This window comes from Burkholderia sp. LS-044 (assembly GCF_004803625.1).
GTDB lineage: Bacteria > Pseudomonadota > Gammaproteobacteria > Burkholderiales > Burkholderiaceae > Burkholderia > Burkholderia cepacia.
The window spans coordinates 65,203-80,596 of sequence record NZ_SSWO01000022.1 but is presented as its reverse complement, the minus strand read 5'-3'; the positions used below and the strand labels follow the sequence as shown (position 1 = coordinate 80,596).

The 15,394-nt window shown below is 67.7% G+C and carries 9 protein-coding genes; 4 read left to right on the top strand and 5 right to left on the bottom strand.

Going from position 1 to position 15,394, the window contains the following annotated elements; all coding sequences use genetic code 11:
* The first annotated feature begins 151 nt into the window (after positions 1-151).
* The 4 genes from E9536_RS36350 (at position 152) to E9536_RS36335 (ending at position 5,542) form a co-directional block, all read left to right on the top strand.
* Positions 152-1,921 carry an ABC transporter ATP-binding protein/permease gene (locus E9536_RS36350; protein ID WP_059698116.1) on the top strand — a complete coding sequence of 590 codons (1,770 nt, stop codon included), beginning with the start codon at positions 152-154 and terminating at the stop codon, positions 1,919-1,921.
* A complete protein-coding gene (locus E9536_RS36345) occupies positions 1,918-2,694 on the top strand; it encodes an SDR family oxidoreductase (protein WP_059698117.1) in 777 nt (258 codons plus the stop codon). Before E9536_RS36350 ends, E9536_RS36345 begins: the two co-directional genes overlap by 4 nt.
* Before the next feature lie 225 nt (positions 2,695-2,919).
* On the top strand, positions 2,920-4,182 hold the full coding sequence (locus E9536_RS36340) for an MFS transporter (protein ID WP_124919742.1): 1,263 nt from the start codon (positions 2,920-2,922) through the stop codon (positions 4,180-4,182).
* 25 nt (positions 4,183-4,207) lie between these two features.
* Positions 4,208-5,542 (top strand): D-amino acid dehydrogenase, encoded by a 1,335-nt coding sequence (locus tag E9536_RS36335; protein WP_136472478.1) that lies wholly within the window; start codon positions 4,208-4,210, stop codon positions 5,540-5,542.
* Positions 5,543-5,684: 142 nt separating this feature from the next.
* Here the strand turns inward: E9536_RS36335 and thpR are convergent, their stop codons facing one another.
* The 5 genes from thpR to E9536_RS36305 all read right to left on the bottom strand — a co-directional run bounded on the left by thpR (position 5,685) and on the right by E9536_RS36305 (position 15,319).
* A complete protein-coding gene (gene thpR / locus E9536_RS36330) occupies positions 5,685-6,263 on the bottom strand; it encodes an RNA 2',3'-cyclic phosphodiesterase (RefSeq protein WP_136472476.1) in 579 nt (192 codons plus the stop codon).
* On the bottom strand, positions 6,260-7,750 hold the full coding sequence (locus tag E9536_RS36325; protein WP_136472474.1) for an alanine/glycine:cation symporter family protein: 1,491 nt from the start codon (positions 7,748-7,750) through the stop codon (positions 6,260-6,262). The genes thpR and E9536_RS36325 overlap by 4 nt, the downstream gene beginning before the upstream one ends.
* A 311-nt stretch (positions 7,751-8,061) precedes the next feature.
* Positions 8,062-9,528, bottom strand: coding sequence for a glutamate synthase subunit beta (locus E9536_RS36320; protein ID WP_021162703.1), 1,467 nt, complete (start codon positions 9,526-9,528; stop codon positions 8,062-8,064).
* A gap of 85 nt (positions 9,529-9,613) precedes the next feature.
* Complete coding sequence (locus E9536_RS36315) at positions 9,614-14,317, bottom strand: glutamate synthase-related protein (RefSeq protein ID WP_027788558.1); 4,704 nt, start codon at positions 14,315-14,317, stop codon at positions 9,614-9,616.
* Between the two features lie 288 nt (positions 14,318-14,605).
* Positions 14,606-15,319 carry a transposase gene (locus E9536_RS36305; protein WP_006477151.1) on the bottom strand — a complete coding sequence of 238 codons (714 nt, stop codon included), beginning with the start codon at positions 15,317-15,319 and terminating at the stop codon, positions 14,606-14,608.
* Between the last annotated feature and the right edge of the window lie 75 nt (positions 15,320-15,394).

Sequence of the window (15,394 nt, the reverse complement as noted above, 5' to 3'; positions counted from 1 at the left end):
GCCGCGTCACCGCCGGCCTTAAGTGCCGTTTAAGACACGCGGGCGACCATCCGGACGCCCGCCGTCAGTCGGCGCCGCGTCCCGGCATGCCGTATCGCGGCGCGCGCCCGGCTTCGCCCGGCCCGCGCGCCGGCTACTCATCAGGAAGCACATGACCCAATCGATCGATCCCGTCCGCTCCGCCTCCGACGCGCCGCAGGACGAGCGCCCGGTATCCGCATGGAGCCTCATCAAGCCCTACTGGGTATCGTCCGAATGGAAAATCGCATGGGGCCTGCTGGTCGCGATCATCGCGATCAACCTCTGCGTGGTCTGGATCAACGTCCGGCTCAACAAGTGGAACGCGGAGTTCTACAACGCGCTGCAGTCGAAGGACGTCCACGACTTCCCGAACCTGCTGATGCAGTTCTCCGCGCTCGCGTTCGCCTTCATCATCCTCGCCGTGTACGGCCGCTACCTGCGGCAGATGCTCGGCTTCCGCTGGCGCCAGTGGCTCACCGACCGCTTTCTCGGCCAGTGGCTCGGCGATCGCGCGTTCTACCGGATCGAACGTGACCGTCTCGCCGACAACCCCGACCAGCGGATCACCGACGACCTTCAGTCGTTCTCGACGACCACGCTCGCGCTGTCGCTCGACCTGCTGTCGACGGTCGTCACGCTCGTGTCGTTCATCACGATCCTGTGGTCGCTCGCCGGCGCGCTGACGTTCTCGCTCGGCGCGACGCCGATCACGATCCCCGGCTACATGGTGTGGGCGGCGGCGCTGTACGCGGTGGTCGGCTCGCTGATCATCCAGAAGGTCGGCCACCCGCTCGTGTCGATCAACTACCAGCAGCAGCGCGTCGAGGCCGACTTCCGCTTCGGGCTGATCCGCGTGCGCGAGAACGCCGAGCAGATCGCGTTCTACGACGGCGAGAAGACCGAGACCGGCAACGCGCAAAACCTCTTCATGCGCATCCGCGACAACTGGTGGCGCGTGATGAAGTACACGAAGCGGCTCACGTTCGTGCTGAGCTTCTACGGGCAGATCGCGATCATCTTCCCGCTCGTCGTCGCCGCGCCGCGCTATTTCGCGGGCGCGTTCTCGTTCGGCGTGCTGATGCAGATCTCGTCCGCGTTCGGCACCGTCAGCGATTCGTTCTCGTGGTTCATCAACAGTTACTCGACCCTCGTCGAATGGCGCGCCACCGTCAACCGTCTGCGCGAATTCAAGCGCGTGATGGGCACGTCGCACCTGAAGGAAAGTCTGTCGCCCGCGACCGAGCACGGCGGCATCAACCTGCATTACGTCGACGGCGCGAAGCTGTCGACGTCGTCGCTCAAGCTCGCGCTGCCGAACGGCAACGCGCTCGCGAACATCGGCAGCGTCACGATCGAGCCCGGCTCGCGCTGGCTCGTGATCGGTAAGTCGGGTTCCGGCAAGAGCACGTTCATGCGCGCGCTCGCGGGGCTCTGGCCGTTCGGCGACGGCGCGATCGACGCGCCGGTCGGCGCGCGGATGATGTTCGTGCCGCAAACGAGCTATCTGCCGATCGGCACGCTGAAGGCCGCGCTCACCTATCCGGCGACCGCCGACGCGTTCAGCGACGAAGCCTGCCGCGACGCGCTGCGCGCATGCCGCCTCGAGGATTATGCCGAGCGCCTCGACGAGACCGCGCACTGGACCCGCGTGCTGTCGCCGGGCGAACAGCAGCGCCTTGCCGGCGCGCGCGTGCTGCTGCACAAGCCCGACTTCCTGTTCCTCGACGAAGCGACGAGCGCGCTCGACGCCGACAACGAGGCGCGCCTGTACCACCTGTTCGCCGAACGGCTGCCGAAGGCCGCGATCGTCAGCATCGCGCACCGCGAGTCGCTGGCCGCGTTCCACGCCGGCACGATCAACGTCGAGCGCGTGAACGACAGCGACAAGGTCGCGGCGTGAAGCCACGCGCCGCGCACGTCGCCCGGATCGCGCTGATCACCGGCGCCGGTTCGGGGATCGGCGCGGCGCTCGCGCGGCGGCTCGCGGCGCCCGGCATCGCGCTGGCGCTGCACGCACGCGGCGCGGACGAAGCGGCACGCGCGCGGCTCGCCGAAGTCGCCCGCGCGTGCACGGCGGCCGGCGCGGAGTGCGTCACGCTCACCGGCGATCTCGGCGAGCCAGGCGTGGCCGCCTCGCTCGTCGATGCCGCCGCCACGCGCTTCGGCGGGCTCGATCATCTCGTCGCCAACGCCGGCTTCGCCGCGCGGCAATCCTTTTCCGGTCTTTCCACGGACGCGCTCGCGTCCGCCTTCGCGGCGATGCCCGGCGCGTTCTCCGCGCTCGCGGGCCGCGCGCGGCCGCTGCTCGAGGCGTCGGCCGCGCCGCGGATCGTCGCGGTCAGTTCGTTCGTCGCGCACCGCTACCGCGCCGACGCGCCGTTCGCGGCCACCGCTGCCGCGAAGGCCGCGCTCGAATCGCTCGTGCGCACCGCCGCCGCCGAATTCGCCGCGCGCGGCATCACCGTCAACGCGGTCGCGCCGGGCTTCACGCGCAAGGACCACGGGCCGAGCGCCGGCAACGCCGACGCGTGGGCGCAGGCCGAACAGGCGACACCGCTCGGCCGGATCGCCGAACCCGACGACGTCGCCGCGCTGATCGCGTTCCTGCTGTCGGATGCGGCGCGGCAGATCACCGGGCAGATCGTCCACATCGACGGCGGCCTGACGCTCTGAATCGAGCGGCCGTACGTCGTGCGGATGCGCGGGACGTCGCTGCCACCGACGTTGGCGTGGCGCTCGCACGTTCCCGGAACACCCGCCGTTCCACGCCGCCGCCCTCGCCGCCCGCCGCGCCATCGCGCTCTCGCTCCCGTCTTTTTGGCGCCCCGCTCCCCGCCCGTAAAATAACCGCCACGCGGCAGCGCGAGACAGGACGAGACAACAGGGGGGACGGCAAGCATGCAGGCATTCCAGTGGTTCGACGAGCTGTCGACACGCGAACGCAGGACGCTGTATGCCGGATTCGGCGGCTACGCGGTCGATGCGTTCGACTTCATGATCTATTCGTTCCTGATTCCGACGCTCATCGCAGCCTGGGGCATGACGAAGAGCGAGGCCGGGATGATCGCGACGAGCTCGCTGATCTCGTCGGCGCTCGGCGGCTGGGTCGCCGGCATCCTCGCCGACCGCTACGGCCGCGTGCGCGTGCTGCAGTGGACGATCGCGACGTTCGCGCTGTTCACGTGCCTGTCCGGCTTCACCCATTCGTTCTGGCAACTGCTCGCGACACGCACGCTGCAGGGCTTCGGCTTCGGCGGCGAATGGTCGGTCGTGACGATCATGATGGCCGAGACGATCCGCTCGCCCGAACACCGCGCGAAGGCCGTCGGCACCGTGCAGAGCAGCTGGTCGTTCGGCTGGGGCGCGGCCGCGATCCTCTACTGGGCGTTCTTCGCGCTGCTGCCCGAGCAGGTCGCATGGCGCGCATGCTTCTGGATCGGCATCGCGCCCGCGCTGTGGATCCTGTACATCCGCCGCAACGTCAGCGATCCGGACATCTACACGGCCACCCGCCGCGCGCGCGACGAAGGCCGCGTGTCGGGCCACTTCCTCGAGATCTTCTCGCCGCCGCACCTGCGCGCGACGCTGTTCGGCAGCGCGCTGTGCACCGGGATGCTGGGCGGCTACTACGCGATCACGACGTGGCTGCCCACCTACCTGAAAACCGTCCGCCACCTGTCGGTGTTCAATACGAGCGGCTATCTCGTCGTGCTGATCGTCGGCTCGTTCGTGGGCTACGTGGTCGGCGCGATCCTGTCCGACCGCCTCGGCCGCCGCGCGTCGTTCATCCTGTTCGCGATCGGCTCGTTCTCGCTCGGCATGGCGTACACGATGCTGCCGATCACCGACACCGCAATGCTGCTGCTCGGCTTCCCGCTCGGGATCGTCGTGCAAGGGATCTTCGCGGGCGTCGGCGCGTACCTGTCGGAGCTGTATCCCGGTGCGATCCGCGGCTCGGGCCAGGGTTTCTGCTACAACCTCGGGCGCGGGCTCGGCTCGTTCTTCCCGATCCTCGTCGGCTCGCTGTCGCAGTCGATGTCGCTCGTGAAGGCGATCGGCCTCGTCGCGGGCGGCGGCTACCTGCTCGTGGTCGTCGCCGCGCTCGTCCTGCCGGAAACGCGCGGCAAGTCGCTCGTCGACGATCCGGCCGTCGCGTCCTGAGCAACCGCCACGTTCCGGAACCCGCATGCATGTGATCGTTCTCGGCGCCGGCGTGATCGGCGTCACCACTGCCTGGCACCTGCGCGAAGCCGGTTGCGAGGTCACCGTGATCGAACGCGAGGCCGATGTCGCGCAGGCGACGAGCCTCGGCAACGCGGGCGTGATCGCGCCCGGCTACGTGACGCCGTGGGCCGCCCCCGGGATGCCCGGCAAGATCCTCAAGTACCTGTTCGAGCCCGCGTCGCCGCTGATCTTCCGGCCGACGCTCGAAGCCGCGCAGTGGCGCTGGATCGCGCGCTGGCTGCGCGAATGCGAATTCGAGCGGTTTCGTGTGAACAAGCAGCGGATGCAGCGCATCGCCTATTACAGCCGCGCATGCCTGCACGCGTTTCGCGACCGGCATCCGTTCGACTACGGCGCGAGCCGGGGCTACCTCCAGCTGCTGCGCGGCGCGTTCGACGTGCAGATGGTGCAGCCCGCGCTGAAGGTGCTGCGCGACGCCGGCATCGCGTTTCGCGAGCTCGATGCGGCCGGCTGCACGGCGATCGAGCCGGGACTGCGCTGGGCGCGGCAGGCGCCCGTCGGCGGCATCTACCTGCCCGACGACGAAGCGGGCGACTGCGCGCGCTTTACGCGTGAACTGCGGGCGCTGTGCGAAGCAAACGGCGTGACGTTCCGCTTTCACACGGACGTGCAGACGCTCGACGTTGAAGCGGGCCGGGTGCGCGGCGTGCGGATCGTCGGTAACGGCAACGAGGATGGCGATACGCCGGATCGCGCACGAGCGCATCCGCTCGCATCGAACGCCGGCGGCAAGCAACGCGACGCGCGGCTCGCCGCCGACGCGATCGTCGTCGCGCTCGGCGTCGACAGCGCCGCACTGCTGCGGCCGCACGGCATCGACGTGCCGCTCTATCCGGTGAAGGGTTACTCGGCGACGCTCTCCGTCGTCGACGACGAAAAAGCGCCGCACGCCGCGCTGATGGACGAATCGCTGAAGACGGCGATCACGCGCTTCGGCCCGACGCTGCGCGTCGCGGGTACCGCGGAACTCGGCAACCGGCACGCAGCGCTGCGCCGGCAGGCGCTCGATACGCTGATGAAGGTGCTCGACGACTGGTTCCCGCACGCGGCCGATCGCGCATCGGCGCGCTTCTGGGTCGGCCGCCGGCCGATGACGCCCGACGGGCCGCCGCTGCTCGGCGCGAGCGGGATCGACGGGCTCTGGCTCAACGTCGGCCACGGCTCGACGGGCTGGGCGATGTCGATGGGGTCGGGGAAGGTGGTGGCGGATCTCGTCACGGGGCGGGAACCGGAGATCGACTTGTCGGGCCTGACGCTCGCGCGCTACGGCCGGTAGGGCCGGTGGCGCGGTGGCGCGGTGGCGCGGTGGCCCAGCTGGCCCGGCTGGCCCGGCTGGCCCGGCTGGCCCGGCTGGCCGGACGATATCGCCGACGCGATACACATCGCGTCCGGCAATCACACCGCGGCGCGCAAGCCGCTCACTGCGGCGCCGGACCGTCCGCCTCACCGTCCGCCCATGCGATCGGCGCGGACGCGACCGGCCGATGCGACACGCCCTCGTGCGACAGCCGGCTTTCGAACAACGTCAGCGCTTCGACACGCACCGCGACCGCCCGCCCGGGCGCACCGCCGTGCGCGGGCTGGCCGACCGCATCGCGCGGCAGCCGCGCGAGCGTCACGTGCGGCCGGAACGGCCGCCGGTCGGCCGGCACGCCGAATTCGCCCAGCAGCGCGACCAGCCCGGCATACAGCGCCAGGCAGGCAGGATCGGCCGCGAGCTCCGCGACGATCAGCCTCGCGCGCGGCAGGCTCGGCCACCACGCGATCCGCTCGACCGGCAGCAACGGCAGCGCATGGGCGGCCGCGAGCGCGGGCAGATGCGCGGCCAGCGCCTCGCATCGGTCCCGTTCGATCGCGCCGATGAACGCGAGCGTCATGTGCAGTTGCGCGGACTGCGTGCGCCGCGCCCCGCGGGTGACCGGCAACGCGTGCAGCGCGTCGCGCGAAGCCGCATCGGGCATCAGCGCGACGAACGCACGGAGCCGGTCGCCGTTCATGACTCGCTCACCGCGGCACGCGGGGCGCGTGCCGTTTGAGCCGAAGCGGGACGCTGCGGCAGCGGGCCGTGCTCGCCCCACACGTCGGCCGGCAGCACACGCGCGAGTTCGGGGATCGTGTTGCGCGTGAACACCGGATCGGCGATGCCCGCCGCGCGCTGGCGACGATAGTCGGCCCACGCGGCGTGCGCATGCTTGCCGAGCGCGAGGATCGCGATCAGGTTGATGATCGCCATCAACCCCATGCTCGTATCGGCCATCGCCCAGACGAGCGGCAGTTGCCCGACGCTGCCGAACATCACCATGCCGAGCACCGCGACACGGAACAACGGCAGCACGCCGCGCCGCTTCGTGATGAATTCGACGTTGCCCTCCGCATACGCGTAGTTGCCGATCACCGACGAAAACGCGAGGAAGAAGATCGCGACGGCCATGTAGATGCCGCCCCAGTCGCCGACGTGGCTCGAGATCGCGCGCTGCGTGAGCGCCGCGCCTTCCATTCCCGTGCCGACTTCGTACTGGCCCGACAGCAGGATCACGAACGCGGTCGCGCTACAGATCACGATCGTGTCGACGAACACGCCGAGCATCTGGATCAGCCCCTGCGTGACGGGGTGCCGCGTGCTCGCGGTCGCGGCCGCGTTCGGCGCGCTGCCCATCCCCGCTTCGTTCGAGAACAGCCCGCGCTTCACGCCGATCGCGATTGCCTGGCTGACCGCGTAGCCGGCCAGGCCGCCTGCCGCCTGCTCGAGACCGAATGCGCTCCTCACGATCAGCGCGATCACGTCCGGCACGAGCGCGATGTGCGTCGCGACCGCATAGACCGCGAGCGCGAGATAGCCGATCGCCATCAGCGGCACGATCACCTGCGCGACCGTCGCGATGCGGCGGATGCCGCCGAAGATGATCGGCGCGGACAGCAGCACGAGGCCGAGGCCGACCGTCTCGCGGCTCCAGCCGAACGACGTATGGAATGCGTCGGCGATCGCGTTCGCCTGCACCGCGTTGAACACGAAACCGAACGCGAGGATCAGCGACAGCGAGAACAGCACGCCGAAGCCGCGCGAGCGCAGGCCCGTCTGGATGTAGTACGCGGGGCCGCCGCGATAGCTGCCATCCGGGTGCGACACCTTGAAGATCTGCGCGAGCGTCGCCTCGACGAACGCGGACGACATCCCGACCAGCGCCGTCATCCACATCCAGAAGATCGCGCCCGGCCCGCCGACCGTCAGCGCCACCGCGACGCCCGCGATGTTGCCGGTGCCGACACGGCTCGCGAGCCCGGTCGCGAACGCCTGGAACGACGAGATGCTGCCCGGCTCGCCCTTGCTGCCGACCAGTTTCATGCTGAGGAACAGCGCCTTCAGCTGGATCATCCGGAACCGCAACGTGAACCACGCACCGGCGCCGAGCAGCAGCGCGATCAGCACGTAGTTCCACAACACGCCGTTGACGGCGTCGATCAGCCCATGCAGGAGTGCTTCCATCCGGTTTCCTTGTAAATAGGGTCAGTCATGAGCATCGACCGCGAACGCGGCCCGAGGGGCGACATGATATGACAGTTTCCAAGGAACATTACAAAACGAAAGGATTTGGGATGACGAGAAATCGCATCCGGATGTCATCAGGTTAGACGACGCTTCGCGAAAATGATGCGTGTCGGCACGGCAAGGCAGCCCGATCGGACGGCGCCGTCTCGCACGCGAAACCGGCGCGCCCCGGCTGGCGCCGGCCATAAAAAAACCGGGCGCCCTTTCGGACGCCCGGCTTTCGTCGAAACCCGCTCGCGATATTCAGCTCAGCGCGGCAGGTTCGAATGCCCCATCAGGTACGCATCGACCGAGCGCGCGCACTGGCGGCCTTCGCGAATCGCCCACACCACGAGCGACTGGCCGCGACGCATGTCGCCCGCGGCGAACACCTTGTCGACCGACGTGTAGTACGAGCGATCGCCTTCGGTCGCCGCACGCGCGTTGCCGCGCGCGTCCTTCGCGACGCCGAACGCTTCGAGCACCGGCGCCGCCGGCTGCGTGAAGCCCATCGCGAGCAGGACGAGATCGGCCTTCAGTTCGAACTCGGAGCCCGGCACTTCCTGCATCTTGCCGTCCTTCCACTCGACGCGCGCGGCGATCAGCTTCTCGACCTTGCCGTTCTTGCCTTCGAGACGCTTCGTCGCGACCGCCCAGTCGCGCTCGCAGCCTTCCTCGTGCGACGACGACGTGCGCAGCTTGATCGGCCAGTACGGCCACACGAGCGGCTTGTTCTCCTCTTCCGGCGGCTGCGGCAGCAGCTCGAACTGCGTGACCTGCTTCGCGCCGTGACGGTTCGACGTGCCGACGCAGTCCGAACCCGTATCGCCGCCGCCGATCACGATCACGTGCTTGCCCTTCGCGAGCAGCTGGTCGGCGAGCTTGTCGCCCGCGTTCACGCGGTTCTGCTGCGGCAGGAAGTCCATCGCGTAATGCACGCCGGCGAGCTCGCGGCCCGGCACCGGCAGGTCGCGCGGCGTTTCCGAACCGCCCGCGATCACGACCGCGTCGAATTCTTCCTTCAGCGTGTCCGGAGAAATGGTTTCCTTCGCGAGGCTGCCGATCGACTCGGGCAGCGGATCCTTGCCGATGAACACGCTGGTGCGGAACGTCACGCCTTCCGCTTCCATCTGGCGCATGCGGCGATCGATCAGCCACTTCTCGAGCTTGAAGTCGGGAATCCCGTAACGCAGCAGGCCGCCGACACGATCGTTCTTCTCGAACACCGTCACGTCGTGGCCCGCGCGCGCGAGCTGCTGCGCGGCGGCGAGGCCCGCGGGGCCCGAACCGACGACCGCAACCTTCTTGCCCGTCTTGTGCTCGGCCGGCAGCGGCTTCACCCAGCCTTCCGCCCAGGCCTTGTCGATGATCGCGTGCTCGATCGACTTGATGCCGACCGGATCGTTGTTGATCCCGAGCGTGCATGCCGCCTCGCACGGCGCCGGGCAGATGCGGCCCGTGAACTCCGGGAAGTTGTTGGTCGAGTGCAGGACTTCGATCGCCTGCTGCCAGTCCTGGCGGTAAACGAGATCGTTGAAATCCGGAATGATGTTGTTGACCGGGCAGCCGTTGTTGCAGAACGGGATGCCGCAATCCATGCAGCGTGCGCCCTGGACCTTCGCGTCCGCGTCGGTCAGTGCCGCGACGAATTCCTTGTAGTGCTTCACGCGCGTGAGCGGTGCTTCGTACGCCTCGTGGCGGCGTTCGAACTCCAGAAAACCGGTTGCCTTGCCCATAAGGTGCTCTTCTGTTCGGTGTATCGGGTGGGGGAGCCGCGCGCGGCCGTCAGGCGCGCGCGGCATTCGCTATGTCGTTCGTCGCTCAGGCGGCCAGTTCTTCCTTCGCCGCCTTCTTCGCACCGATCTCGCCCAGCGCGCGCTTGTATTCGTGCGGGAACACCTTCACGAACTGGCGGCGCGCCGCGTCCCAGTTTTCCAGCAGCGACTTCGCGCGCGGCGAACCCGTGAACTGGAAATGACGCTCGACGAGCCCCTTGAGCAGCGCTTCGTCCGTCGTGCCTGCGTGCCAGAGTGCGCGGTCGACCGTGCGCTCCTGCTCGGCCTGCTGCAGCACCGGCTCGAGCGCGACCATCGACTTGTTGCACTTCGCCGCGAACGTGCCTTCCGGATCGTAGATGTACGCGAGACCGCCCGACATGCCGGCCGCGAAGTTGCGCCCGGTCTCGCCGAGCACGACGACCGTACCGCCCGTCATGTATTCGCAGCCGTGGTCGCCCGTGCCTTCGACGACCGCCGTCGCGCCCGAGTTGCGCACGCAGAAGCGCTCGCCCGCGACGCCGCGGAAGAACGATTCGCCTTCGATCGCGCCGTACATCACCGTGTTGCCGCAGATGATGTTTTCCTCGGACTTGCCGCGGAAGTCGTTGGTCGGACGGATGATGATCCGGCCGCCCGACAGGCCCTTGCCGACGTAGTCGTTGCCGTCGCCGACGAGGTCGAGCGTCACGCCCTTCGCGAGGAACGCGCCGAAGCTCTGGCCGGCCGTGCCCTTCAGCTGGATATGCACCGCGTCGTCGGCCAGGCCTTCGTGGCCGTGCTTCTTCGCGATCACGCCCGACAGCATCGCGCCGACCGTGCGGTTCACATTGCGCACCGGCTGGATGAACGACACGTGCTCGCCGTTCTCGATCGCCGCCTTCGCCTTCTCGATCAGCACGTGGTCGAGTGCGCGCTCGAGGCCGTGATCCTGCACGTCGACGTGACGCGGTGCGACGTCCTCGCACTCTTCCGGCTGGTAGAACACGCGCGAGAAGTCGAGGCCCTTCGCCTTCCAGTGCTCGATGCCCTTGCGGGTGTCGAGCAGGTCGGCACGGCCGATCAGGTCGTCGAACTTCGCGACGCCGAGCTGCGCCATGATCTCGCGCACTTCCTCGGCGACGAAGAAGAAGTAGTTCACGACGTGCTCGGGCTGGCCCTTGAACTTCGCACGCAGCACCGGATCCTGCGTCGCGACGCCGACCGGGCACGTGTTCAGGTGGCACTTGCGCATCATGATGCAGCCTTCGACGACGAGCGGTGCCGTCGCGAAGCCGAATTCGTCCGCGCCGAGCAGCGCGCCGATCACGACGTCGCGGCCCGTCTTCATCTGGCCGTCGGCCTGCACGCGGATCCGGCCGCGCAGGCGGTTCAGCACCAGCGTCTGCTGCGTTTCGGCCAGGCCGAGTTCCCACGGCGTGCCCGCGTGCTTGACCGACGACAGCGGCGACGCACCCGTGCCGCCGTCATGGCCGGCGATCACGACGTGATCGGCCTTCGCCTTCGCGACACCGGCCGCGACCGTGCCCACGCCCACTTCCGACACGAGCTTCACCGAGATGCTCGAGCTCGGGTTCACGTTCTTCAGGTCGTGGATCAGCTGCGCCAGATCCTCGATCGAGTAGATGTCGTGGTGCGGCGGCGGCGAGATCAGGCCGACACCCGGCACCGAGTAACGCAGCTTGCCGATGTACTCGGACACCTTGTGGCCCGGCAGCTGGCCGCCTTCGCCCGGCTTCGCGCCCTGCGCCATCTTGATCTGGATCTGGTCGGCCGATGCCAGGTACTCGGCGGTGACGCCGAAGCGGCCCGACGCGACCTGCTTGATCTTCGAGCGCAGCGAATCGCCGTCCTTCAGCGGAATGTCGCTGACGATCTCGTCGCCGATCACCGACTTCAGCGTCTCGCCCGACTTGATCGGAATGCCGCGCAGCTCGTTGCGGTAACGCTTCTCGTCCTCGCCGCCTTCGCCGGTGTTCGACTTGCCGCCGATCCGGTTCATCGCGATCGCGAGCGTCGCGTGCGCTTCGGTGCTGATCGAACCGAGCGACATCGCGCCCGTCGCAAAGCGCTTGACGATGTCCTTCGCCGGCTCGACGTCGTCGATCGGAATCGCCTTGGTCGGCTCGACCTTGAACTCGAACAGGCCGCGGAACGTCATGTGACGCTTGGTCTGGTCGTTGATCAGGTGCGCGTATTCCTTGTACGTCTGGTACGAGTTGCTGCGCGTCGCGTGCTGGAGCTTCGCGATCGAATCCGGCGTCCACATGTGGTCTTCGCCGCGCACGCGGTACGCGTACTCGCCGCCCGCGTCGAGCATGTCGCGCAGGACCGGGTTGTCGCCGAATGCGTCGCGGTGCAGGCGGATCGCTTCTTCCGCGACTTCGAACAGGCCGATGCCGCCGACCTTCGACGCCGTGCCCTTGAAGTACTTCTCGACGAGGTCGCTCGACAGGCCGAGCGCTTCGAAGATCTGCGCGCCCGTGTACGACATGTACGTCGAGATGCCCATCTTCGACATCACCTTCTGCAGGCCCTTGCCGACCGCCTTCGTGAAGTTGTAGACGGCCTTCTCCGGCGACAGGTCGCCCGGCAGGCCTTCGGCCATCTTCGCGAGCGTTTCCATCGCGAGGTACGGGTGCACGGCTTCCGCGCCGTAGCCCGCGAGCAGCGCGAAGTGGTGCGTCTCACGTGCGGAGCCCGTCTCGACGACGAGGCCCGTGCTCGTGCGCAGCCCTTGCTGGACGAGGTGCGTGTGGATCGCCGACGTGGCGAGCAGCGCCGGGATCGCGACATGCTCGGCGTCCGTCTTGCGGTCGGACACGATCAGCATGTTGTAGCCCGACTTCACCGCGTCGACGGCTTCCGCGCACAGCGACGCGAGACGCGCCTCGATGCCTTCCTTGCCCCAGGCGACGGGATAGCAGATGTTCAGTTCGTATGCGCTGAACTTGCCGCCCGTGTACTGGTCGATCGCGCGGATCTTCGCGATGTCCTTGAAGTCGAGCACCGGCTGCGACACTTCGAGACGCATCGGCGGGTTGATGTTGTTCGTGTCGAGCAGGTTCGGCTTCGGGCCGATGAACGACACGAGCGACATGACCATGTTCTCGCGGATCGGGTCGATCGGCGGGTTCGTGACCTGCGCGAACAGCTGCTTGAAGTAGTGATAGAGCGTCTTGTTCTTGTTCGACATCACCGCGAGCGGCGAGTCGTTGCCCATCGAACCGACGGCCTCTTCGCCCTGCTGCGCCATCGGCGCCATCAGGAACTTCAGGTCTTCCTGCGTATAGCCGAACGCCTGCTGGCGGTCGAGCAGCGCGGCGCCCTGCGTACGGCCGGCCGCGACTTCCTCGGCCTTCGGCTCGATCTCGTCGAGCTTGATGCGCACCGCGTCGATCCAGCTCTTGTACGGCTTCGCGTTCGCGAGGTTGTCCTTGAGCTCCTTGTCGTCGATGATGCGGCCGTGTTCCATGTCGATCAGGAACATCTTGCCCGGCTGCAGGCGCCACTTCTTGACGATCTTCGATTCGGGGATCGGCAGCGTGCCGGCTTCCGACGCCATGATGACGAGGTCGTCGTCGGTGACGATGTAGCGCGCCGGACGCAGGCCGTTACGGTCGAGCGTCGCGCCGATCTGGCGGCCGTCGGTGAACGCGATCGCGGCCGGGCCGTCCCACGGCTCCATCATCGCGGCGTGGTATTCGTAGAACGCGCGGCGGTTCTCGTCCATCAGCGTGTGCTGTTCCCACGCTTCCGGGATCATCATCATCACCGCGTGCACGAGCGGGTAGCCGGCCATCACCAGCAGTTCGAGACAGTTGTCGAACGAGGCCGTATCGGACTGGCCCGGGTAGATCAGCGGCCACAGCTTCGGAAGATCGTCGGCGAGCACGTGCGACGCGATCGCGCCGGTACGCGCGTTCAGCCAGTTCACGTTGCCCTTCACGGTGTTGATCTCGCCGTTGTGCGCGATCATCCGGTACGGGTGAGCCAGTTCCCATGCCGGGAACGTGTTGGTCGAGAAGCGCTGGTGCACGAGCGCGAGCGCCGACACGACGCGCGCGTCCTGCAGGTCGCGGTAGTACACGCCAACCTGGCCCGCAAGCAGCAGCCCCTTGTAGACGATCGTGCGCGCCGACATCGACGGCACGAAGTATTCCTTGCCGTGCTTGAGCTTCAGCGCCTGGATGCGGTGGCTGGCCGTCTTGCGGATCACGTACAGCTTCCGCTCGAGCGCGTCCGTCACCATGATGTCCTTGCCGCGGCCGATGAAGATCTGGCGGATCAGCGGCTCGCTCGCCTTCACGGTCGGCGAAATCGGCATCGCGTGGTCGACCGGCACGTCGCGCCAGCCGAGTACGACCTGACCTTCGGCCTTCACCGTGCGCTCGAGCTCCTGCTCGCACGCGAGACGCGATGCGTTTTCCTTCGGCAGGAAGATCATGCCGACCCCATATTCGCCGGCCGGCGGCAGGTTCACGCCCTGCTTCGCCATTTCCTCGCGATAGAACGCGTCCGGAATCTGGATCAGGATGCCCGCGCCGTCGCCCATCAGCGGATCGGCACCGACCGCGCCACGGTGATCGAGGTTCTCGAGGATCTTCAGACCCTGCTGAATGATCTCGTGGCTCTTCTTGCCCTTGATGTGAGCGACGAAGCCGACGCCGCAGGCGTCGTGTTCGTTTTGCGGGTCATACAGACCTTGTGCGGCGGGCACCGCGGCGAGCGGCTGCTGGTGGTCGTTCATGGGGACACCGTCGTAAAGGGGGCCTGGAGGCCGTTGAACCATTTTCTTGTTGCCGTCGATCCCGCTCCCGACGGGAGACGGCGCGGCCGACAGTGGATGGGCATGCTTCGCCCGGGCCACCGGAATTCGGAATATACGCGACGAATCAAGGGAATAGCAACAAAAACCGCTTGATCGAACCCCAATTAAATGGATGCTTCGATCTGGTGCCATTTTATTGGGGCCGCATCGTTTTGGTGCAAAAAGAAGCGGCGCCCGCAGCGCCGCTTCTGGCCCGCCTTTCCCGCGTTACTGCTGGATCGGCGGCGTGTTCTCGCGCACCTTTCTGGGGCGTCCGCGCGGCAGCGGCGACACGCGCCGGTTCGCCGTGCGCGCCGCCCATTCGCGATAGTTCTCGCCGCCGAGCACCCAGCCTTTCAGCGTCGCCTGCTGCAACTGGTCGGCCTGCCGCTCGTCGAGCGGCTGCTCGCACAGCTCCTTGTACGCGCGCTGGCGGTCGAACGGCGTATTGCCGAGCGCCCAGTAGAGCGGATGGTCGGTGATCAGGCTGTCGACGGTGAGCCCGACGTGATGCCGGTAGCTCGACCAGCGATAGGCCTCCGGCGTCGCGACCAGCTGCGCGCGCACCGGGCTCATCTCGACGACGCGGCTCGCGAGCAGGAAATAGCGCTCGCCTTCGATCACGGTCGCGCGATAGCGGCCTTCCCACAGGGTGCCGCGCCGCGAATAGCGCCGGTTGAAATGCGCGACGTAGCGGCGGCCGACAGCCTGCATCGCTTTCGGCAGGCTCGCCTCGTCGCTCGGCGTGACGAGCAGTTGCACCTGGCGCGGCAGCAGCACGTAGGCGTGCACCGACAGGTGATGATCGCGCGCGGCGGCCTTCAGGCAATCGATGAAGAGTTCGTAGTCCTGGTCGTCGACGAACGCGGGTTGCTGATCCAGGCCGCGCAGTATCACGTGCTGCGGCTGGTCGGGAACGTAGAGTCGTGCTAACCGTGCCATGCTGAATGTCCGTTTGAACGCGTTAGGAAATACCCGAGGGTCCGGAAGTGCGCACTTGCACAGAATGCCCGTCCT